This window comes from Streptomyces sp. NPDC002793, assembly GCF_040295485.1.
Taxonomy (GTDB): domain Bacteria; phylum Actinomycetota; class Actinomycetes; order Streptomycetales; family Streptomycetaceae; genus Streptomyces.
The window spans coordinates 44,018-64,626 of the sequence record NZ_JBEOVL010000037.1 but is presented as its reverse complement, the minus strand read 5'-3'; the positions used below and the strand labels follow the sequence as shown (position 1 = coordinate 64,626).

Here is a 20,609-nt window from a genome sequence, read left to right as displayed (position 1 = left end):
GGCCGGGGCCGACCGGCCCCGGCCCGCGCCGGTCCTGCTCCCGCCCCCCCGTCTCACTGGGCGCCGGGACGCACCAGCCCGCTCTCGTAGGCGTAGACGGCTGCCTGTACGCGGTCCCGCAGGCCCAGCTTCGTCAGCACATGGCCCACATGCGTCTTCACCGTGGTCTCGCTCACGAACAGGTCGGCAGCGATCTCCGCGTTGGACAGGCCGCGTGCCACCAGTTTCAGCACCTCGACCTCACGATCGGTGAGGGTGTGCAGGGCGTCAGGGACGGGGTCCTCGCCCGAGGGCAGGTGGTCGGCGTACTTGTCGAGCAGGCGACGCGTGATACTGGGTGCCAGCATCGCCTCTCCCGAGGCCACCACCCGGATGGCCTGCACCAGTTCGTTGGCGGGGGCGTCCTTCAGCAGGAAGCCGCTGGCCCCTGCGCGCAGCGCCTCCACCACGTACTCGTCGAGATCGAACGTCGTCAGCACCAGGACCTTCGCCGGGCCGTCCCGGCCCGGACCCGTGATCTGACGGGTCGCCTCGACGCCGTCCATCCGCGGCATCCGGATGTCCATGAGCACGACATCGGGCTGCAGCGCCCGCACCTGGTCGATGGCCTGCAGGCCGTCACCCGCCTCTCCGACCACGGCGAGATCGCCTTCCGCCTCCAGGATCATCCGGAAGCCGGTGCGCAGCAGGGGCTGATCGTCGACGAGCAGGACGCGGATAGCCACGTAATCTCCTTAAGGGCCTTCGGGAAGGCCCTCCGAGTCAAGGGCCTTCGAGGGCCACCGGTCGCCCGGCCTCGGACCGGACCGGCTCCATTCTGCCCTGCACGGCCTCCACCGGTCCGGCCGGGCGTACGGGCAGCGGATAGACCGGGGGAGTCCCGCCGAACTCGGGACAGACCGCCCGGTGGTCGCACCAGCCGCACAGCTTCGTCGGCCTCGGCCGCCACTCGCCCGTCTCGGTCGCCAGCCGGATCGCTTCCCACAGCGCCAGCAGCTTGCGTTCCACCCGCTCGAGGTCGGCCGGGACGGGGTCGTACGTCAGCACGTCCCCGCTGCCGAGATAGACCAGCTGGAGACGGCGCGGCACCACCTGCTTCAGACGCCACACCACCAGGGCGTAGAACTTCATCTGGAAGAGCGCGCCCTCCGCGTACTCCGGCCGGGGCGCCTTTCCGGTCTTGTAGTCCACGATGCGGACCTCACCCGTGGGGGCGACGTCGACGCGGTCGATCACCCCGCGCAGCCGCAGTCCCGAATCCAGCTCCGTCTCGACGAACAGCTCCCGCTCGGCCGGTTCCAGGCGGGTCGGGTCCTCCAGCGAGAACCACCGCTCCACGAGCCGCTCCGCCTCGCCCAGCCATCCCGCGAGCCGCTCTCCCGCGGGGTCCTCCTCGAACAGCTCGGTCAGCTCGGGCTTGGACTCCAGCAGCCGGTCCCACTGGCCGGGGATCAGCGCCCTCGCCTTCGGAGCCGTACGCTCCGCCGCCGGGGCGTCGAACAGCCGCTCAAGCACCGCATGCACCAGCGTGCCCCGGGTAGCAGCCTCACTGGGCTTCTCGGGCAGCTTGTCGATGACCCGGAAGCGGTACAGCAGGGGACACTGCATGAAATCGTTCGCGCGCGACGGCGACAGGGACGAGGGTGGCCGGGGCGGGCGCGGTACGGACGTCATGCCGAAGACCCTACGGCCCGCCACCGACACCCAGCGGCATACCATCGACGACAGAGTTCGCACACAGCATGATCGTGGCACCAGCACCGACCGAAGGGACTCCGTGGACGAGAGCGGCGACAGCGGGCGCCCGCAGCCCGGCGCAGGGGGCCCGCCCCCCGGCACCGGGCCGGACAAGGGCAAGCCGCAACGCCCGGCTGACCCGGGCGGCGGCCTCCTCATGGGCCGCCCCTTCGGCGTGCCCGTGTACGTGGCCCCCAGCTGGTTCGTCGTCGCGGCCCTGATCACCTGGGTCTTCGGCGGTCAGCTGGACCGTGTCCTGCCGGAACTCGGCGGGGCCCGCTATCTGGTCGCGCTCTTCTTCGCGATCGCCTTCTACGCGTCGGTGCTCGTGCACGAGCTCGCGCACACCGTCGCCGCCCTGCGCTACAAACTGCCGGTGCGCCGCATCCAGCTCCAGTTCTTCGGAGGCGTCTCCGAGATCGAGAAGGAGACCGAGACCCCGGGCCGCGAGTTCGTCCTGGCCTTCGTGGGGCCCCTGCTCTCTCTCGTCCTCGGCGGCGTCTTCTACATCCCGCTCCAGTTCGTCGAGGCGGGCACCGTCCCCGGCGTGCTCCTCGCCGGGCTGATGGTCTCCAACCTCATCGTCGCCGCCTTCAACCTGCTGCCCGGCCTGCCCCTGGACGGCGGACGCATGCTGCGCGCCGTCGTGTGGAAGATCACCGGCAAGCCGATGAGCGGCACCGTCGCCGCCGCGTGGGTCGGCCGGGGCCTGGCCATCACCGTCTTCGTCGGCCTCCCGCTGCTCACCCACACCGGCGCCCTCGGCAGCGCCACCGGCGAGATCAGCGGTTTCGAGACCGTCACCGACGCCCTCCTCGCGGCCATCCTCGCCGCGATCATCTGGACCGGGGCGGGGAACAGCCTGCGGACGGCCCGGCTCCGCGAGCACCTCCCCGAACTGCGCGCCCGCACCCTCACCCGGCGCGCCGTGCCCGTCGAGGCGGCCACCCCGCTCTCCGAAGCGCTCCGCCGGGCCAACGAGGCGGGTGCCCGGGCCCTCGTCGTCGTCGACGGACAGGGCAGCCCGACAGCCGTCGTCCGGGAGGCGGCCATCGTCGGAGTTCCCGAGCACCGCCGCCCCTGGGTGGCCGTCAGCGGTCTCGCCCAGGACCTCACCGACGGCATGAAGGTGCCCGCCGAACTGGCCGGCGAGGCACTCCTGGACCGGCTGAAGGCCACCCCGGCCACCGAGTACCTGGTGGTCGAGGAGACCGGCGAGATCTACGGCGTCCTCTCCACCGCCGACGTCGAGCGCGCCTTCATCAAGGCCATGGCCCGTCCGTCGGTCTGACGCCCGGGAAGTGGCCCCCGAAATACCGGTAGGCTGTTCACATGTCCGAACCGACCGGTGCCGCCCGCCGTCGCGGCCCATTCAAAGTCGGGGACCAGGTCCAGCTCACCGACCCCAAGGGACGCCACTACACCTTCACGCTCGAGGCCGGAAAGAACTTCCACACCCACAAGGGTTCTTTCCCGCACGACGAGCTGATCGGTGCTCCCGAGGGCAGTGTTGTCCGTACCACGGGAAACGTCGCCTATCTCGCGCTGCGCCCCCTGCTCCCCGACTACGTCCTGTCCATGCCCCGCGGTGCCGCCGTGGTCTACCCGAAGGACGCGGGCCAGATCCTGGCCTTCGGTGACATCTTCCCCGGTGCGCGCGTCGTCGAAGCCGGCGTCGGCTCCGGTGCGCTCAGCACCTTCCTGCTGCGTGCCATCGGCGAGCAGGGCATGCTGCACTCCTACGAGCGCCGCGAGGACTTCGCCGAGATCGCCCAGCAGAACGTCGAGCGCTACTTCGGCTCGCCGCACCCCGCCTGGCAGCTCACCGTCGGCGACCTCCAGGACAACCTCTCGGACACCGACGTCGACCGGGTCGTCCTCGACATGCTCGCCCCGTGGGAGTGCCTCGAGGCCGTGTCCAAGGCCCTGGTGCCCGGCGGCATCCTCTGCGCGTACGTCGCGACCACGACCCAGCTCTCACGGACCGTCGAGTCCATCCGTGAGATCGGCTGCTTCGCCGAACCGCAGCCCTGGGAGTCGATGATCCGCAACTGGCACGTGGAAGGCCTGGCCGTCCGGCCGGACCACCGCATGATCGGCCACACCGGCTTCCTCGTCACCGCCCGCCGGCTCGCGGACGGCGTCGAGCCGCCGGTGCGCCGCCGCCGCCCGTCCAAGGGCGCCTACGGCGAGGACTACAAGGGTCCCGGCAGCCGGAGCGGCTCCGCCGACACCAGCGACTGACCCCGTACAACGCGCAGGCGTCGCCGCCGAGTTCCCCGACCCGGGAACCCGGCGGCGGCGCCTTTCGTCGCCCCGGACGCCCCCGGCGTTCCCCTCGGGTGTGAGGTGTGGCACGATGCTGGCCACCCCCGCTCGCCGACATCCGTTCGGCACCGCCTACCCAGGCCCCCAGGAACCACAGGAGACATACCGCGTGCAGACCTCCGCGCTCCCGGACCTCGCGCACACCGCCGCCAAGCCGGTGCACTGGCTCGCCACGGCCGCGGCCATGGCAGCCGTCGTCGCACTCGCGGGGCTGCTCCAGCCCGACGCGGCCACCGCAACGGCCTCGGCGTCCGAGCACGGCGGCACCGCACAGCACGGCGGTGCCCCCGCGGCGACGGCCCCCGACCCGGCCGGCGTCGCCTATCCGTTCGACTGCGGCGCCGCCGGCCGGACCGTGGCCGACAGCGCCCCCGGTGACCTCGACGGCGACGGCGGGCCCGAGACCGTGGCCGTCGTCCGCTGCGCCGCGGGATCCGGCACCCCGCCCAGCGGCATCTACGTCGTGACACAGCGGAGCGGGGCCGCACCCCGGGTCGTGGCGACCCTGGTGGACCCCGCTCAGAAACTCGCGGTCACCGACTTCACCGTCCGTGACGGCAGGGTCTCGGCGACCCTGCTCGGCTACTCCTCGGCCGATGTTCCGCGCTGCTGCCCCGACGAGCGTGAGAGCGCCTCGTGGGAGTGGAAGGGCAACGCGTTCGTCAAGTCCGCCGGCCCCGCCGGGGACACCGCGCGGAGCGTCTGAGGCCCTTACTCGGCATCCGGCCCGAAGACTTCCACGTTGTCCGAAACGCGACGCACGTGAATGCAGTCGCCCGGACATTCCTTGGCCGAATCCACCACGTCCTGGAGGAGGGGAAGCGGCACCGGCGTGGTGGCGCCCTTCTCCTGGAGGAGCTCGTCCTCGTCGCTCTTCACGTAGGCCAGGCCGTCGATGTCCAGCTCGAACACCTCGGGTGCGTACTGCACGCAGATGCCGTCGCCCGTACAGAGGTCCTGGTCGATCCAGACCTCGAGATCCTGCGTGTCACGGTCGCCCGGAGCGTCCTGCTGCACGGTCATGTGTCCTGCCGTTCCCTGCGTATCTGCACCAATTGAAGCCAGCCCTGACGGGTGTTGAACACTTCGACGATACAACCGCCTGCTTTCCGATGCCGAAGGGTGGGTATTCCCTTGGCGTGAGGGAGAGCGCAAGGGTGAAGATCGGACACACTCCCGGGTCTTTGTGATCTAGGGGTTTCAATCACCACCCACCCAGGTAGGGTCAGGAAGCGTCCAGCTCCCCTTGGAGGAGGTGAGGACCGTGGCAGCCCACGACGACGACATCAACCGCGGCATCCGGCCCGGGCGGGGGTCAGAAGACCCAGCCGGCCAGGTCGCCTATCTCGAGCAGGAAATCGCCGTCCTGCGACGTAAGCTCGCCGACTCTCCGCGTCATACGAGGATTCTCGAAGAGCGGATCGTCGAGTTGCAGACCAGCCTTGCGGGCGTGTCCGCGCAGAACGAGCGGCTCGCCGGCACGCTCCGGGAGGCCCGCGACCAGATCGTGGCCCTCAAGGAGGAGGTCGACCGGCTCGCACAGCCGCCGGCCGGCTTCGGTGTCTTCCTGCAGGCCAACGAGGACGACACCTGCGACATCTTCACCGGGGGCCGCAAGCTCCGGGTGAACGTCAGCCCCGGTGTCGAGCTCGAGGGCCTCCGGCGAGGCCAGGAAGTCATGCTCAACGAAGCGCTCAACGTGGTCGAGGCCATGGAATTCGAGCGGGCCGGGGACATCGTCACCCTCAAGGAGATCCTTGAGGACGGCGAGCGCGCCCTGGTGGTCGGGCACACCGACGAGGAGCGGGTGGTGAGGCTCGCCGAGCCCCTGCTGGACATCACCATCCGTCCCGGCGACGCCCTCCTGCTCGAACCCAGGTCCGGTTACGTCTACGAAGTGGTCCCCAAGAGCGAGGTCGAGGAGCTCGTTCTCGAAGAGGTCCCGGACATCGACTACAACAAGATCGGCGGTCTGGGCGACCAGATCGAACTGATCCGCGACGCGGTCGAGCTCCCGTACCTCCACCCGGACCTCTTCAAGGAACACGAACTCCGTCCGCCGAAGGGCATCCTGCTCTACGGCCCTCCGGGCTGCGGCAAGACACTCATTGCCAAGGCCGTCGCCAACTCGCTGGCCAAGAAGGTCGCCGAGGTCACCGGACAGCCCGCGGGGAAGAGCTACTTCCTCAACATCAAGGGCCCTGAGCTCCTCAACAAGTACGTCGGCGAGACCGAGCGGCACATCCGCCTCGTCTTCCAGCGCGCCCGGGAGAAGGCGAGCGAGGGCACCCCGGTCATCGTCTTCTTCGACGAGATGGAATCCCTCTTCCGCACCCGTGGTTCCGGTGTCAGCTCGGACGTGGAGAACACCATCGTCCCCCAGCTGCTCGCCGAGATCGACGGTGTGGAGGGCCTGGAGAACGTCATCGTCATCGGCGCCTCCAACCGCGAGGACATGATCGACCCCGCGATCCTGCGGCCCGGCCGTCTCGATGTGAAGATCAAGATCGAACGTCCGGACGCGGAGGCCGCGAAGGACATCTTCGCGAAGTACCTCACGCCTTCGCTGCCGCTGCACTCGGACGACCTGGCCGAGCACACCGGCTCGCGGGAGGCCGCCGCCCACGCGATGATCCAGTCCGTCGTGGAGCGGATGTACACGGAATCCGAGGAGAACCGCTTCCTCGAGGTCACCTACGCGAACGGCGACAAGGAAGTCCTGTACTTCAAGGACTTCAACTCCGGAGCGATGATTCAGAACATCGTGGACCGGGCGAAGAAAATGGCCATCAAGGCATTTCTCGAAGAAGGCCAGAAGGGCCTACGCGTCTCCCATCTCCTCCAGGCGTGCGTGGACGAGTTCAAGGAGAACGAGGACCTGCCCAACACCACCAACCCGGACGACTGGGCCAGGATTTCCGGAAAGAAGGGCGAGCGGATCGTGTTCATCCGCACACTCGTCACAGGAAAGCAGGGCGCAGACACCGGTCGTTCCATCGACACGGTGGCGAATACCGGACAGTACCTGTAAAACGCAGACCGGCTGCGGATGCCCGGCAGGGCATCCGCAGCCGGCCGTTTTCCCGGCAGCTCCGGCCACACCCGAACAATGACGCAATTGATCTCCCCACCGGCGCAGAGGCGCTCTAGGCTCTGCCGTACCGCCGAGTCGCGCAGTGCGGGGACGGGCACCGCGGACCAGCAGCGGTACTTGAGCGCCGCTCCCGGACGGGAGTGACGCCGGGCAAGGAGGGCCGCATGACCGTACGGCGAGTGATGGGCATCGAGACGGAGTACGGGATCTCCGTCCCCGGTCAACCCAACGCCAATGCCATGCTCACCTCGTCCCAGATCGTCAACGCCTACGCGGCGGCGATGCACCGGGCGCGCCGCGCCCGCTGGGACTTCGAGGAGGAGAACCCGCTGCGTGACGCGCGAGGATTCGACCTCGCCCGTGAGACCGCCGACTCCAGTCAGCTCACCGACGAGGACATCGGCCTGGCCAATGTCATCCTCACCAACGGTGCGCGGCTGTACGTCGACCACGCGCACCCCGAATACAGCTCGCCCGAGATCACCAATCCGCTGGACGCGGTGCTCTGGGACAAGGCAGGCGAACGCGTGATGGCGGAGGCGGCCGAGCGGGCAGCCGCGATCCCGGGCGCCCAGCCGATCCACCTCTACAAGAACAACACCGACAACAAGGGCGCGTCCTACGGGACGCACGAGAACTTCCTGATGAAGAGGGAGACCCCCTTCTCGGACATCGTGCGCCATCTGACGCCCTTCTTCGTCTCCCGGCAGGTCGTCACCGGCGCCGGACGCGTGGGCATCGGCCAGGACGGCCACGAGCACGGGTTCCAGATCAGCCAGCGCGCCGACTACTTCGAGGTCGAGGTCGGCCTCGAGACCACGCTCAAGCGCCCCATCATCAACACCCGCGACGAACCGCACTCCGACGCCGAGAAGTACCGCAGACTGCATGTGATCATCGGCGACGCCAACCTGTCCGAGATCTCGACCTACCTCAAGCTCGGCACCACCTCGCTGGTCCTGGCCATGATCGAGGACGGCTTCATCAAGGTCGACCTGGCGGTCGACCAGCCGGTCCGCACGCTCCACCAGGTCTCGCACGATCCGACCCTCAAGCAGCTGGTCACACTCCGTAGCGGCCGGACGCTCACCGCGGTGCAGCTCCAGATGGAGTACTTCGAGCTCGCCCGCAAGTACGTCGAGGAGCGGTACGGAGCCGAGGCCGACGAGCAGACCAAGGACGTCCTGGCCCGCTGGGAGGACACCCTGAACCGGCTGGAGAACGACCCGATGAGCCTGTCGGGCGAGCTGGACTGGATCGCCAAGCGGGAGCTCATGGAGGGCTACCGGCGCCGGGACGGCCTGGACTGGGACGCCCCCCGGCTGCACCTGGTGGACCTCCAGTACGCCGACGTACGGGCCGACAAGGGCCTGTACAACCGGCTGGCGGCCCGCGGGAAGATCAAGCGGCTGCTGGACGAGAGCGACGTCGAGCGGGCCCGTACGAAGCCTCCCGAGGACACCAGGGCCTATTTCCGGGGACGCTGCCTGGAGCAGTACGCCGACGACGTCGCCGCCGCCTCCTGGGACTCGGTCATCTTCGACCTGCCCGATCGTGACTCGCTGCAGCGGGTGCCCACGATGGAGCCGCTGCGGGGTACACGTGCGCACGTCGAGGAGCTCCTGGACCGCTGTCGTACGGCGGAGGAGCTGGTCCGGACGCTCACGGGGGGCTGAAAGGCCCTCCGGCTGGGAATCAATCACATGACCTCCGGACGTTGAGGAAAGTACCGGGCCGATGTCGGACCCCGTAGGTAGGGTCTGATCAAGTGCTTCGAACCGAGCGGGGTGAGCTATATGGCGACCAAGGACACCGGCGGCGGACAGCAGAAGGCGACACGTTCCACCGAGACGACCGAGGAGCAGGCGCAGGACGCGCAGGCGTCCGAGGACCTCAAGGAGCGGCAGGAGAAGCTCAACGAGGACGTCGACGACGTCCTCGACGAGATCGACGACGTGCTCGAGTCCAACGCCGAGGACTTCGTGCGTTCGTTCGTACAAAAGGGCGGCGAGTAAAAGCCGGAGGTCTGCTCCGGACCGCTCGCCGACGCGCTCGCGATGTCGGCCGGCGCCTTCCGTGGGATGCCCTCGCTCGACCGGGGCAGCCTACGGAAGGGCTTCTCCGGACCCGGGATCATGTTGATCACCGTCACAGGGCGGGTAGGGTCCGTGGCGTACTGCTTCAACTGCAATTCGGCCGGTGGCAAGTTGGGGGATGATCCTGACTCCTTGCGCAGGGCCATCGCATACCTGGAGGGAAACGCGTGGAAGCCAACACTCGTAGCACCGGGCGTCTACCAGCTGCCTTCCTGACGCCGGGTTCGTCCTCGTTCATGGACTTCCTGTCCGCCCACTCACCTGAGATCCTCCCCGGCAACCGCAGCCTGCCGCCGATGCAGGGCGCCATCGAGGCGCCGCACGGCACGACCATCGTCGCGGCCTCGTTCTCCGGCGGAGTGGTCCTCGCCGGTGACCGGCGGGCGACCATGGGCAACATGATCGCGCAGCGCGACATCGAGAAGGTGTTCCCGGCCGACGAGTACTCCGCGGTGGGGATCGCCGGCACGGCGGGTCTCGCCGTGGAGATGGTCAAGCTGTTCCAGCTGGAGCTGGAACACTTCGAGAAGGTCGAGGGCGCCACGCTCTCCCTGGAGGGCAAGGCCAACCGGCTCTCCACGATGATCCGCAGCAATCTGGCGATGGCCATGCAGGGCCTCGCGGTCGTCCCGCTCTTCGCCGGGTACGACGTCGACCGCGAGAAGGGCCGGATCTTCTCGTACGACGTCACCGGCGGGCGTTCCGAGGAACACGGCTACGCCGCCACCGGCTCCGGCTCCGTCTTCGCGCGGGGGTCGATGAAGAAGCTGTTCCGCGACGACCTGACGGAGGAGCAGACCCTCACCCTGGTCGTGCAGGCGCTGTATGACGCGGCGGACGACGACTCGGCCACCGGCGGCCCGGACGTGGCCCGCCGGATCTATCCGATCGTCACCGTCATCACCGACGAGGGCTTCCGCAAGCTGAACGACACGGAATCCGCGGAGATCGCGCGCGCGATCCTGGAGCGCCGGCTCGAGCAGCCCGACGGCCCCCGTGCCGCGCTGCTCTGACCGGCCCGATGCTTCTCCGATGCACTCGTCACTGACAGAAAGGGACGGATAGCCGGTGTCGACGCCGTTCTATGTCTCACCTCAGCAGGCCATGGCCGACCGGGCGGAATACGCCCGGAAGGGCATCGCCCGTGGTCGCAGCCTGGTCGTGCTGCAGTACGCCGACGGCATTGTGTTCGTCGGCGAGAACCCGTCCCGCGCGCTGCACAAGTTCAGCGAGATCTACGACCGGATCGGCTTCGCCGCCGCCGGCAAGTACAACGAGTACGAGAACCTCCGCATCGGCGGAGTCCGCTACGCCGATCTGCGCGGGTACACCTACGACCGCGACGACGTGACGGCCCGTGGACTGGCCAACGTCTACGCGCAGACGCTCGGCACCATCTTCTCCAGCGCGGCCGAGAAGCCGTACGAGGTGGAGCTGGTGGTCGCCGAGGTCGGCGCCGGGCCCGAGGGCGACCAGATCTACCGGCTGCCGCACGACGGTTCCATCGTGGACGAGCACGGCTCGGTCGCGGTCGGCGGGAACGCCGAGCAGATCAGCACGTTCCTCGACCAGCGCCACCGCGACGGGATGTCGCTCGCCGAGGCGCTGAAGCTGGCCGTGCAGGCGCTGTCCCGCGAGGCCAACGGCAACGAGCGGGAGATCCCCGCCGAGCGGCTCGAGGTCGCGGTCCTGGACCGCACGAGGCCGCAGCAGCGCAAGTTCAAGCGGATCGTCGGCCGGCAGCTGACCAGGCTGCTCGACGCGGACGGTGCGGGGGCGACCCCGACGGACGCTCCGTCCGACACGGAGGAGCCCGAAAGCGGCGACGCGCAGGCCGCTGCGGGCGCCGACACCCCCGCGAAGGGCACCGACGGCCCCGACGAGGCTTCGGGCAAGGCCCCGAAGAAGTAGTCAGCTCCGGACGCTTTCCGGACCGAGCCCTCCGGCTGCCGCACGCGGCGGTCCGGAGGGCTCGGTCATGCGGTGGGCGGGGGAGCGGTGGAGCCCCGCGTCACCAGGTGGACGGGGAGATCACCCCGCTCCGTGGGGCGGCCCTCCAGGACGTCCAGCAGCGCTCTCATGCCCCGCTCGCCCACCTGTTCGGCGGGGAGCCGCACCGTGGTGAGCTCGGGTTCCACCGCCGTCGCGAGCGCCAGGTCGTCGAATCCGGTCACGGAGATGTCGTCGGGGACCCGAAGCCCCCGCCTGCGCACCGCCTTGCAGGCGCCGGCGGCCAGGATGTCGTCGTCACAGACGATGGCAGTGGGCAGGGGACCGGGGCGCGCCAGGACCGTTTCGGCCGCGTCGAGCCCGGCCCGTACGTCCAGGGGGGCGGTCACGGTGCGCAGGACGGCGCCCGGGACGTCCCGCACCGCCTCCCGCAGCGCCCGGGCGCGCACCGTGAAGGTCCAGGTGTCCACGGCGGACGCGAGGTGCACGATCCGCCGGTGGCCGAGACCCAGCAGATGGCCGGTCACCTGACGCATGCCGTCCGCGATGTCGAGATTCACGCGCGCCGCCGCGCCGTGGCCCTCCGGGTCGCTGTCCAGCATCACCAGTGGCAGGTCGGCGCCCCGCAGGGCTCCCAGGGCGTCCGCCGCCATCGAGGAAGCGATCACCCCGTCGAGTGCCGCACGGGCCGAGGCGAACGGGTCCCTGGCGGGGCCGGTGCCGTCGGGGGACGGGTAGAGCACCACGCCGAAGTCGTGCTCGGCGGCCACTGCCGCGGCCCCCGTGTACACGCGGGCGAAGAACTCGTTGGTGAGTGCCGGGACGACGAGCAGCGCGGTGCGGGTGCCGCCGAGCCGGAGACTGCGAGCGGCGAGATTCGGCCGGTAGCCGAGGTCCCGGGCGTGGGCGCGGACCCTTTCGGCGGTCGTCGCCGACACCCGGCCCCGCCATTTGTCACCGAGCACGAGTGACACGGTGGCCTGTGAGACGCCCGCCGCCCGTGCCACGTCACGGCTGGTGGGCCGGGGCGGTGCGGACTGCCGCGCGCTGTTCACTCGTGCCTCCGTGGCGGTCCGGGTCGGGTGCGGTGGGATGGACTCCCGGGCTGCCCACATGGTACGTATGAACGCCGACGTTATACGTAAAACCCCGGGGTCGTGACACCGTCGGGGGAGAGGGGGCGGACATGGCCGCGGGATATCTGGACATCCTCCGGGCCCGGCACGCCGTCAGGCTGCTGGCGGGAACGCTGGTGGGACGGCTGCCGAACGGCACCGCCCACATCGCGATCGTCCTGTTCACCCGGGCCGAGGGCGGCAGCTACACCCTGGCCGGCGCCCTGGCGGCGGCGTACGGCGTCGCCACCGCGGTGGGGCAGCCCCTGCTGGGCAGGGCCGTGGACCTCTACGGCCAGCCGCGCGTCCAGCTTCCCGCGGCGGTCGTCTCCGCGCTGGGCATGGCCGCGCTCGCCCTGGCGGGTCTCGGCTCGCTCCCGGCGGCGTACGCGGCGGTCGTGGTGGCCGGCCTGTTCACGCCCCCGCTGGAGGGCGGTCTGCGCGCCCTGTGGCCGGCTGTCCTCGGCCGGGAGGACCGGGTGCACCGGGCGTACGCCCTGGACGCGGTGGCCCAGGAGATCATGTTCACGGTGGGGCCGCTCCTCGTGACGCTGCTGGTGTCGTTCTGGTCGCCGGCCGCGGCCCTCCTCGTCATCAACGCGATCGGGGTCCTGGGGGCCCTGTCCGTCGTCCTCTCCGAGCCGTCCAGGGCATGGCGTTCGGCTCCGCGCGAGGCGCACTGGCTCGGTGCCCTGCGCTCGCCGGGGCTGCTCGCCCTGCTGGGGGCCTTCTTCTTCGTCGGGGTCGCGCTCGGCTCGATCACGGTGGCCGGCGTCGCGTACGCCGACGACCACGGCCGGGAGTCCGTCTACGGCTGGCTGATGGCCGCGCTCGGCCTCGGCGCGCTGATCGGCGGAGCGGTGTACGGGGCTCGGCAGTGGGCCGGGGCACCCGAGCGCAGGCTGCGCGTCATCGTCGCGCTGCTGGCCCTGGGCTATCTCCCGCTGATGCTGACGCCCGGTGTGCCCGCCATGACCGCGCTGGCGGCGCTGGCCGGGGTGTTCCTGGCCCCCGCGATCGCCTGCTCGTTCATCGTCGTGGACCGGCACGCGCCGCGGGGCACGGTGACCGAGGCGTTCTCCTGGCTCGTGACGACCTTCGGGGTGGGCGCCGCGGCCGGGACGGCGGTGGCCGGACCGGCCGTGGAGCTCGGCGGGACGGCGTGGAGCTTCGCCGTCGCCGGGGCCGGTGGAGTGGCGGCGCTGCTGGTCCTGCTGGCCACCGGAAGGGTCCTCGCAGCTCCCGGGCGTACGCCTGCGGTTGTGGCCGGTTCGGAAAATGATCGAAACGGTGCTGCCGAACCCGGTTTCAGCTCAGGCCATAAGGCGTAATGTTCAGTCATGGACCGCCGCATTTTCGGGCTGGAGAACGAGTACGGCGTCACGTGCACGTTCAGGGGACAGCGCCGACTGTCACCTGACGAAGTGGCGCGCTACCTCTTCCGCCGTGTTGTGTCATGGGGCCGCAGCAGCAATGTCTTCCTGCGGAACGGCGCCCGCCTCTACCTCGATGTGGGATCGCATCCGGAATACGCGACACCCGAATGCGACAACGTGACCGAACTGGTCACGCACGACAAGGCCGGCGAGCGCATTCTCGAAGGTCTGCTCGTCGACGCCGAACGCCGCCTGCACGAGGAGGGAATCGCGGGCGACGTCTATCTCTTCAAGAACAACACCGACTCGGCGGGAAACTCCTACGGATGCCATGAGAACTACCTCGTGGCCCGGCACGGAGAATTCTCCCGGCTCGCGGACATCCTCATTCCGTTCCTCGTCACCCGTCAGCTGATCTGCGGTGCCGGCAAGGTGCTGCAGACACCGCGTGGAGCCGTCTACTGCGTGAGCCAGCGGGCCGAGCACATCTGGGAGGGCGTCAGTTCCGCGACGACGCGCTCCCGTCCGATCATCAACACCCGGGACGAACCGCACGCCGACGCGGAGCGGTACCGGCGCCTCCACGTCATCGTCGGCGACTCCAACATGTCCGAGACGACCATGCTCCTCAAGGTCGGCGCCACCGACCTCGTGCTGCGCATGATCGAGGCGGGCACGGTGATGCGCGACCTGACCCTGGAGAACCCGATCCGGGCCATCCGTGAGGTCAGCCACGACATCACGGGACAGCGCAAGGTGCGTCTGGCCAACGGCCGCGAGGCGTCCGCCATCGAGGTCCAGCGCGAGTACTACGAGAAGGCCGTCGACTTCGTCGAGCGCCGGGGCATCCGCACCGGCACCGTCGACCAGGTCCTCGAGCTGTGGGGCCGCACACTGGACGCCATCGAGGCCGAGGACCTCGACCGTATCGGCACCGAGATCGACTGGGTCATGAAGTACAAGCTCATCGAGCGGTACCGGGCGAAGCACAACATGACCATGTCGAATCCGAGGGTCGCTCAGATAGACCTCGCCTACCACGACATCCACCGGCGGCGCGGGCTCTACTACCTCCTGGAGCGCAAGGGCCAGGCAGCCCGGATCTGCAACGACCTGAAGATCTTCGAGGGCAAGTCGGTGCCCCCGCAGACGACCAGGGCGCGGCTGCGCGGCGACTTCATCCGCCGGGCCCAGGAACAACGGCGGGACTTCACCGTCGACTGGGTCCACCTCAAGCTCAACGACCAGGCACAGCGCACCGTGTTGTGCAAGGACCCGTTCCGTTCCGTCGACGACCGGGTGGAGAAGCTGATCGCGGGCATGTGATCCGGGACAGGAATGTCCGCCCCGCGGACGACAGGGCCTCGTACGTTCCTCGTACGGGGCCCTTTCGTCGGCCTAGAGTGTCGGGGACCGAATACGTGCCGTCTGAGATCTGAGGAACCAGTGCGCCGACTTGCCGGCCTTCTCGTCGTCCCCCTACTGCTGCTGTCCACGGCGGCATGCGGCGACGACAAGGCCTCCGACTCCGCCTCCAAGAACGGGAATCCCGCGATCACCGCGGGAGCGAAGTTCGGCGAGAAGCCCACTCTGGCGAAGGGTGAGGGTAAGCCCCCCACGAAGCTGAAGACCGAGGTCATCAGCGAGGGGGACGGTGCGAAACTCAAGGAAGGCGATGCGGCCGAGGTCAACTACCTCGGGCAGGCGTGGGACTCGACGAAGCCCTTCGACAACAGTTTCGACCGTAAGCAGCTGTTCGGCATCGCTCTCGGTACCGGCATGGTCATCCCGGGCTGGGAGCAGGGTCTCGTCGGGCAGAAGGTCGGCAGCCGTGTGCAGCTGATCATCCCTCCGGACCTGGGCTACGGCGCGCAGGGCCAGGGGGAGATCAAGCCGAACGCCACCCTCGTCTTCGTCGTGGACATCGTGAGCGGGAAGGCCATCCCGCAGTCCGCGAAGGGCGGCACGGTCGCCCAGGACAACATCGACCTGCCGAAGATCGGTACCAACACCGACGGCAAGGCACCCGAGGTCACCATCCCCAAGAGCGACCCGCCCAAGAAGCTGGTGTCCAGCTACGTCATCGAGGGCGACGGGAAGGCCGTCGGGGAGAACGACACCCTCGTCGTGAAGTACGAGGCGTACCTGTGGAAGGGTGCGAAGCAGTTCGACAGCACCTACAAGGCGGGCAAGGCCGTGGGCTTCCCGCTCGCCCAGATCAACGTCGCCGGGCTCAAGAGCGGCCTGGCCGGCAAGAAGGTCGGCAGCCGGGTCCTGCTCGTCATCCCGCCGGACCAGGCCTTCGGCGACCAGGCCCAGCAGACCGTCCCCGCCAACTCGACGCTCGTGTGGACCATGGACATCCTGGCAAAGGTGTAAGACTGTCCCGGTTGCCCAGTTCATCAGTAGGAGGAGCAGTTCAGTGAGCATCGAGAAGCCCGAGATCGACTTCCCGGGTGGCGAGCCGCCGGCCGACCTGGAGATCAAGGACATCTGGGAGGGTGACGGACCGGTCGCCCAGGCGGGCCAGACCGTCTCCGTGCACTACGTCGGTGTGGCCTTCTCCACCGGCGAGGAGTTCGACGCCTCGTGGAACCGCGGCACCCCGCTGCGGTTCCAGCTCGGTGCCGGCCAGGTCATCGCCGGCTGGGACCAGGGCGTCCAGGGCATGAAGATCGGCGGCCGTCGCCAGCTGACCATCCCGGCGCACCTCGCCTACGGCGACCGCGGCGCGGGCGGCGCCATCGCGCCCGGCGAGACGCTGATCTTCGTCTGCGACCTCGTCGGCGTCTGACCGGTCCGTTTACCGCAGTCGGGGCCCGTGCCGCAAGGCACGGGCCCTCGCTTTGGTCCGGACACCCCGGGGCGGTACGGTCGACGGTCGGAGAGCATGTCGAGAAAGGGCGTCGATGGCGATTGCCAAGGCCGAACGGCTGATGAACCTGGCACTGTGTCTGCTGGGTACCCGGCGTCCGCTCAGCAAGCGTGAGCTCCGCGGGTCCATCGAGGCGTACCTGGAAGCGGGCTCCGACGAGTCCTTCAACAGGATGTTCGAGCGCGACAAGGACGATCTGCGCGAACTCGGCCTGGTCATCGAGACCGTGGAGAACCTGGACGGCGACACCGGGTACCTCGCGCGCCGTGACAGCAACCGGCTGCCCCCCATCACCCTGGACGCCGAGGAGGCCGCCGCTCTCGGCCTCGCCGCCAAGGTCTGGCAGCAGGCCAGGCTCGCGGGCGCCGCCAGCGGAGCCCTGCAGAAGCTTCGGGCCGCCGGTATGCCCGAGGCCGAGGACGCCTACGAGGTGCACAGCGCCCTCGAACCCCGCATCCCGGTCCACGAGGCCGCCTTCGAGCCGCTGATGCTCGCCTGCCGGGACCGCCGCCCGGTCACCTTCGACTACCGCAAGGGCAATTCCGCCCGCCCCGAGCAGCGCCAGGTCGAGCCCTGGACGCTCGAGTGCTGGCGAGGCCACTGGTATCTGGCCGGCTGGGACCGCGACCGGGGCGCCGAGCGCGTCTTCCGGCTTTCCCGGATCTCGGGCCGGGTCCGTTCCCGTGCGGGGGCCTTCACGGCCCGGGTGCCCGACGCCGTGACCGTCCGCGAGACCGTGGAGAGCTGGGCGGGGGAGACCGCCACCAGGACCGCCCGCATCAGGCTGCGTACCGGCTCCGGCTACCCACTGCGCTCCCGCGCGACAGCCGTCACCGAACTCGGAGACGGCTGGGACGAGTTGGAGATCCCGTACGGGCACGGGCTGGACGCCTGGCTCGTCGAGTTCGGGCCCGACGTGATCGTGAGCGAGCCCGCCGATCTGCGGGCCGACGTGATGGACCGGCTGCGCGCCGTGGCCAAGGACTGAGGAGAAGCCGTACTCGTGGCCACGAACGCGATCGACCAGACCCGGCGGATGCTCTCCCTCGTCACGTATCTGCGTGAGCGCCCGGGCGCCCACGTCCAGGACGTGGCGCGGGCCTTCGGGATCACCGAGGACGAGCTGATCTCCGACCTCGACGTGCTTCCCATGTGCGGGACCAGCTTCCGCGGCGGTGACCTGCTCGACATCGACACCGACGGCGACCGGATCTGGTGGCACAACCCGGACGACGTCGCCGAGCCGCTACGGCTCGCCGCCGACGAGGCGACCGCCCTCCTCGTCGCGGCCCGCGCCGTGGCCACGCTGCCGGGCCTGCGCGAGAGCGACCGGCAGGCACTGGTGCGCGCGACCGCGAAGCTGGAGACGGCGGCCGGTGAGGTGGGGGCCGCCAGCTCGCGGCTCTCGGTCACCTTCGAGTCCGAGGGCGGTGTCTTCGCCGACGTGGACCGGGCGATCTCCGAGCGGCGCAGGCTCTGGCTGCGCTACTACTCGCCCGCCCGCGACGAGCTGACCGAGCGCGAGGTGGACCCGATCCGGCTGTTCGCCGTCGGCCACACCTACATGGAGGGCTGGTGCCGGCTCACCGAGGCGCGGCGCACGTTCCGGCTCGACCGGGTCGCCGAGATCAGGCTCCTCGACGCCCCGTCCGCCCCTCCGGAGCTGGAGCTCCGTGACCTCTCCGAGGGACTGGTGCAGCCCGCCGTCGAGGATCCGGAGGTCGTGATCGAGGTCGGCCCCGGCGGCCGGTGGGTCGCCGAGTACTACCCGCACGACAGCGCGGAGGAACTGCCCGACGGCGGTCTGCGGGTCACCCTCCGTACCCCCGACCCGGCCTCCCTGCGCAGGCTCGCCCTGCGGCTGGGTGGCGAGGGACGCATCACCTCACCCCCGGAACTGGCCGAGAGCGCCAGGCTCGCGGCACGCGAGGCACTGGCCGCCTACGACGGTGCGCTCTGAGCGGCGGCCACCGGTGCATCGAGGAGACAGAAGTCATATGACCGCGATATCGGGTACGAGGACCGGGAGGACCGGACCGGTCACCGTCCCCGTGCCCGACGCCGTGCGCTTCCGGGCCGCCTGCCCCGACTGCCGTGAGCGGTTCGAGCTCGGGGCGGGAGCGCTGCGGCTGGCGATAGGAGCCAGCCGTCGTACGACCTTCTACTCCTTCACCTGCCCCGCGTGCGGTTCCGCGGTCCGCAAGCCGGCCGGGGAGCGCATCGTCGAGCTCCTCAGCGGCGGCGGTGTGCGGACGCTGCGCCTGCACACCGCCCTGCGGTGACGAGAGACATCGAGGATCCGCCCATGTTCTGGCCCATGCTCGCCATCGCTCTGGGATTCGCCGGCCTGGCCGTGCTCGGCGTGCTGGCCGTAAAGGTCTTCGTCGAGGCACAGAGGCTCGCCGGGCAGGTCGCCGCGACCACGCGGCAGATCAACCGGGCGGCCGAGGATCTCGAACGAGCGGCCACCACCCTCGCCGAGACGGGCGAGGCCCTGCGGTAGGTGGTGCGCGGCCTCCAGATTCACCGGTTCGGGGGGTACGCTGCTGGAGCGGCCCAGGCAGGGAGGTGTGGGCCGCAAGCCGGAGTACGCACGGGCATTGCCTCGCGTTTACCCCTGCGGGTTACGATCGCTGCCAGCGCGAAGGTCGGGCACCCGTCCGGTCGAACGGGTAGCGAACCCACCCTCCAGACGCCTCAGTGAGAAGGAAGTCGCACATGATCGGCAATCTGAAGCCCCTCGAGATCGTTCTGATCATCGCTGTCATCCTGCTGCTCTTCGGTGCCAAGAAGCTTCCCGACATGGCGCGTTCGCTCGGCAAGTCGGCCCGCATCCTCAAGAGCGAGGCCAAGGCCATGAAGAAGGACGACGCGGAGCCCGCGGCGCCCACCACCGAGACCGTCGCGGACACCACCCCGCCCGCGGCCACGGCACGCACGATCCAGGCCGCTCCGGGAGACGTCACCAGCTCCCGCCCGGTCAGCGAGGCCAAGCCCACCACCCAGAGCTGACAGCTGATCCCTGACCACCGGACGCTGTCGCACGAGACGAGGGAAGTGGGTTGCTCAAGTCTGCCCGCAAGCAGGAGAAGGACGACGAGGGGCGCATGCCCCTCCTCGATCACCTGCGTGAGCTGCGCAACCGGCTGCTGAAGTCGGTCCTGGCGATCGTGATCGCCGTGATCGTGGCGGCGTTCTTCCAGAAGGAGATCTTCGAGTTCCTGATGAAGCCGATCCTCGACTCGGTCGGCTGCAGGAACGGCGCCGTGACCATGATCAATGGTCGCCCCTGCGCGGAGATGACCACCAACGGTCTGCTGTCGCCGTTCACCATCGCGCTGAAGGTGTCCCTGATGGCAGGCGTACTGGTGGCCACCCCGGTGTGGCTCTACCAGCTCTGGGCCTTCGTCGCCCCCGGCCTGCACAAGCAGGAGAAGCGCTACTCCGTCGCCTTCGTCGCGGCCGGGGTCCCGCTCTTCGTCGGCGGCGCCTACCTGGCGTACGCGATCCTGCCGCAGACCGCCGAGATCATGCTCGGATTCACACCCGACAACGTCAAGAACCTGCTGCCGCTGGACGACTTCCTGGACCTGATCACCCGCATGGTGATCGTCTTCGGGCTGGCCTTCGAGCTGCCGCTGCTGCTCATCCTGCTCAACCTGACCGGGGTTCTGTCCGGTGCCCGCATGCTGCGCTGGTGGCGCGGGATGCTCGTCGGCCTGACCGCTTTCGCGGCCATCGCCACGCCGGGTGGCGAGCCCATCTCGATGCTGCTGCTCGCGGGTCCGCTCGCGGTGCTCTACTTCATCGCCGTCGGCTTCTCGCTGCTCAACGACAAGCGCAGGCGGCGCCGCAACCCCGACGCCGAGCTCGACGACGACGAGGCGTCGAAGCTCGACCTCACCCCCGAGGCCGTCGGCGCGATCGAGCCGGTGTCCTCCCGACCGGCGCTTCCCGAGCAGGCCGGCGGTGACGCCGACGGTGGCCGCTCGCACCGGCTCAACGGTTACGACGACATCACCTGACCTTGTAGGGTCC

The 20,609-nt window shown here is 69.5% G+C and carries 22 protein-coding genes and 1 pseudogene; 19 read left to right on the top strand and 4 right to left on the bottom strand.

The genetic code is table 11. The features are described 5' to 3' along the window. Positions 1-53: 53 nt before the first annotated feature. Positions 54-725 carry a response regulator gene (locus ABT001_RS28305; RefSeq protein ID WP_351283086.1) on the bottom strand — a complete coding sequence of 224 codons (672 nt, stop codon included), beginning with the start codon at positions 723-725 and terminating at the stop codon, positions 54-56. Positions 726-762: 37 nt separating this feature from the next. Next, a complete protein-coding gene (locus ABT001_RS28300; RefSeq protein ID WP_351283083.1) occupies positions 763-1,608 on the bottom strand; it encodes a RecB family exonuclease in 846 nt (281 codons plus the stop codon). Between the two features lie 169 nt (positions 1,609-1,777). Between ABT001_RS28300 and ABT001_RS28295 the strand changes: the two genes are divergently transcribed. The 3 genes from ABT001_RS28295 to ABT001_RS28285 all read left to right on the top strand — a co-directional run bounded on the left by ABT001_RS28295 (position 1,778) and on the right by ABT001_RS28285 (position 4,771). Then, positions 1,778-3,028: a site-2 protease family protein gene (locus ABT001_RS28295; protein WP_351283103.1), complete on the top strand. Its 1,251-nt coding sequence runs from the start codon at positions 1,778-1,780 to the stop codon at positions 3,026-3,028. Positions 3,029-3,069: 41 nt separating this feature from the next. Continuing rightward, the gene (locus tag ABT001_RS28290; protein ID WP_351283080.1) at positions 3,070-3,981 is read left to right on the top strand and encodes a tRNA (adenine-N1)-methyltransferase; all 912 of its coding nucleotides are present in this window, start codon (positions 3,070-3,072) and stop codon (positions 3,979-3,981) included. A 193-nt stretch (positions 3,982-4,174) separates the two neighbouring features. Then, positions 4,175-4,771: a hypothetical protein gene (locus ABT001_RS28285; protein ID WP_351283077.1), complete on the top strand. Its 597-nt coding sequence runs from the start codon at positions 4,175-4,177 to the stop codon at positions 4,769-4,771. Between the two features lie 5 nt (positions 4,772-4,776). On the opposite strand, the gene ABT001_RS28280 is transcribed toward ABT001_RS28285, so the two are convergent. Beyond that, positions 4,777-5,088, bottom strand: coding sequence for a ferredoxin (locus ABT001_RS28280; protein WP_351283074.1), 312 nt, complete (start codon positions 5,086-5,088; stop codon positions 4,777-4,779). Between the two features lie 241 nt (positions 5,089-5,329). Here ABT001_RS28280 and arc point away from each other — a divergent pair, with 241 nt between their 5' ends. The 6 genes and pseudogenes from arc (at position 5,330) to prcA (ending at position 11,166) form a co-directional block, all read left to right on the top strand. Next, a complete protein-coding gene (gene arc / locus ABT001_RS28275; protein ID WP_351283072.1) occupies positions 5,330-7,096 on the top strand; it encodes a proteasome ATPase in 1,767 nt (588 codons plus the stop codon). Between the two features lie 227 nt (positions 7,097-7,323). Beyond that, positions 7,324-8,835 (top strand): depupylase/deamidase Dop, encoded by a 1,512-nt coding sequence (dop, locus tag ABT001_RS28270; RefSeq protein ID WP_351283069.1) that lies wholly within the window; start codon positions 7,324-7,326, stop codon positions 8,833-8,835. Positions 8,836-8,955: 120 nt separating this feature from the next. After that, positions 8,956-9,174, top strand: coding sequence for a ubiquitin-like protein Pup (locus tag ABT001_RS28265; RefSeq protein ID WP_351283066.1), 219 nt, complete (start codon positions 8,956-8,958; stop codon positions 9,172-9,174). A gap of 119 nt (positions 9,175-9,293) precedes the next feature. Further along, a pseudogene (locus tag ABT001_RS28260) lies at positions 9,294-9,471 on the top strand (endonuclease domain-containing protein); the annotation flags it as partial. Then, complete coding sequence (gene prcB, locus ABT001_RS28255; RefSeq protein WP_351283064.1) at positions 9,423-10,268, top strand: proteasome subunit beta; 846 nt, start codon at positions 9,423-9,425, stop codon at positions 10,266-10,268. The pseudogene ABT001_RS28260 and the gene prcB, both read left to right, overlap by 49 nt. A gap of 55 nt (positions 10,269-10,323) precedes the next feature. Beyond that, entirely contained in the window at positions 10,324-11,166 is an 843-nt protein-coding gene (gene prcA / locus ABT001_RS28250; RefSeq protein WP_351283062.1) for a proteasome subunit alpha, read from the top strand. A gap of 65 nt (positions 11,167-11,231) precedes the next feature. On the opposite strand, the gene ABT001_RS28245 is transcribed toward prcA, so the two are convergent. Then, complete coding sequence (locus ABT001_RS28245) at positions 11,232-12,260, bottom strand: LacI family DNA-binding transcriptional regulator (protein ID WP_351283059.1); 1,029 nt, start codon at positions 12,258-12,260, stop codon at positions 11,232-11,234. 131 nt (positions 12,261-12,391) lie between these two features. Between ABT001_RS28245 and ABT001_RS28240 the strand changes: the two genes are divergently transcribed. The 10 genes from ABT001_RS28240 to tatC all read left to right on the top strand — a co-directional run bounded on the left by ABT001_RS28240 (position 12,392) and on the right by tatC (position 20,596). After that, positions 12,392-13,651 carry an MFS transporter gene (locus ABT001_RS28240; RefSeq protein ID WP_351283057.1) on the top strand — a complete coding sequence of 420 codons (1,260 nt, stop codon included), beginning with the start codon at positions 12,392-12,394 and terminating at the stop codon, positions 13,649-13,651. A gap of 9 nt (positions 13,652-13,660) precedes the next feature. After that, positions 13,661-15,022 carry a Pup--protein ligase gene (gene pafA / locus ABT001_RS28235; RefSeq protein WP_351283054.1) on the top strand — a complete coding sequence of 454 codons (1,362 nt, stop codon included), beginning with the start codon at positions 13,661-13,663 and terminating at the stop codon, positions 15,020-15,022. Between the two features lie 120 nt (positions 15,023-15,142). Continuing rightward, complete coding sequence (locus ABT001_RS28230) at positions 15,143-16,075, top strand: FKBP-type peptidyl-prolyl cis-trans isomerase (protein WP_351283051.1); 933 nt, start codon at positions 15,143-15,145, stop codon at positions 16,073-16,075. Between the two features lie 43 nt (positions 16,076-16,118). Next, entirely contained in the window at positions 16,119-16,490 is a 372-nt protein-coding gene (locus ABT001_RS28225) for an FKBP-type peptidyl-prolyl cis-trans isomerase (RefSeq protein ID WP_351283048.1), read from the top strand. A gap of 115 nt (positions 16,491-16,605) precedes the next feature. Beyond that, positions 16,606-17,559 carry a helix-turn-helix transcriptional regulator gene (locus ABT001_RS28220; RefSeq protein ID WP_351283046.1) on the top strand — a complete coding sequence of 318 codons (954 nt, stop codon included), beginning with the start codon at positions 16,606-16,608 and terminating at the stop codon, positions 17,557-17,559. A 15-nt stretch (positions 17,560-17,574) separates the two neighbouring features. Next, the gene (locus ABT001_RS28215; protein ID WP_351283043.1) at positions 17,575-18,531 is read left to right on the top strand and encodes a helix-turn-helix transcriptional regulator; all 957 of its coding nucleotides are present in this window, start codon (positions 17,575-17,577) and stop codon (positions 18,529-18,531) included. A gap of 37 nt (positions 18,532-18,568) precedes the next feature. Next, positions 18,569-18,853 carry a hypothetical protein gene (locus ABT001_RS28210; protein WP_351283040.1) on the top strand — a complete coding sequence of 95 codons (285 nt, stop codon included), beginning with the start codon at positions 18,569-18,571 and terminating at the stop codon, positions 18,851-18,853. Between the two features lie 23 nt (positions 18,854-18,876). Next, positions 18,877-19,074 (top strand): hypothetical protein, encoded by a 198-nt coding sequence (locus ABT001_RS28205; protein WP_351283037.1) that lies wholly within the window; start codon positions 18,877-18,879, stop codon positions 19,072-19,074. A 215-nt stretch (positions 19,075-19,289) separates the two neighbouring features. Next, positions 19,290-19,583 carry a Sec-independent protein translocase subunit TatA gene (gene tatA / locus ABT001_RS28200; RefSeq protein ID WP_014157210.1) on the top strand — a complete coding sequence of 98 codons (294 nt, stop codon included), beginning with the start codon at positions 19,290-19,292 and terminating at the stop codon, positions 19,581-19,583. Positions 19,584-19,633: 50 nt separating this feature from the next. After that, entirely contained in the window at positions 19,634-20,596 is a 963-nt protein-coding gene (gene tatC, locus ABT001_RS28195; RefSeq protein WP_351283035.1) for a twin-arginine translocase subunit TatC, read from the top strand. The last annotated feature ends 13 nt before the right edge of the window (positions 20,597-20,609 follow it).

Bases quoted from the DNA above. Each gene is read 5' to 3' on its own strand.
- ABT001_RS28265 (WP_351283066.1), top strand. From the start codon at position 8,956: ATGGCGACCAAGGACACCGGCGGCGGACAGCAGAAGGCGACACGTTCC.
- tatA (WP_014157210.1), top strand. From the start codon at position 19,290: ATGATCGGCAATCTGAAGCCCCTCGAGATCGTTCTGATCATCGCTGTC.
- ABT001_RS28220 (WP_351283046.1), top strand. From the start codon at position 16,606: ATGGCGATTGCCAAGGCCGAACGGCTGATGAACCTGGCACTGTGTCTG.
- ABT001_RS28280 (WP_351283074.1), bottom strand. From the start codon at position 5,088: ATGACCGTGCAGCAGGACGCTCCGGGCGACCGTGACACGCAGGATCTC.
- pafA (WP_351283054.1), top strand. From the start codon at position 13,661: ATGGACCGCCGCATTTTCGGGCTGGAGAACGAGTACGGCGTCACGTGC.
- ABT001_RS28240 (WP_351283057.1), top strand. From the start codon at position 12,392: ATGGCCGCGGGATATCTGGACATCCTCCGGGCCCGGCACGCCGTCAGG.
- ABT001_RS28290 (WP_351283080.1), top strand. From the start codon at position 3,070: ATGTCCGAACCGACCGGTGCCGCCCGCCGTCGCGGCCCATTCAAAGTC.
- ABT001_RS28205 (WP_351283037.1), top strand. From the start codon at position 18,877: ATGTTCTGGCCCATGCTCGCCATCGCTCTGGGATTCGCCGGCCTGGCC.
- ABT001_RS28300 (WP_351283083.1), bottom strand. From the start codon at position 1,608: ATGCAGTGTCCCCTGCTGTACCGCTTCCGGGTCATCGACAAGCTGCCC.
- dop (WP_351283069.1), top strand. From the start codon at position 7,324: ATGACCGTACGGCGAGTGATGGGCATCGAGACGGAGTACGGGATCTCC.
- ABT001_RS28210 (WP_351283040.1), top strand. From the start codon at position 18,569: ATGACCGCGATATCGGGTACGAGGACCGGGAGGACCGGACCGGTCACC.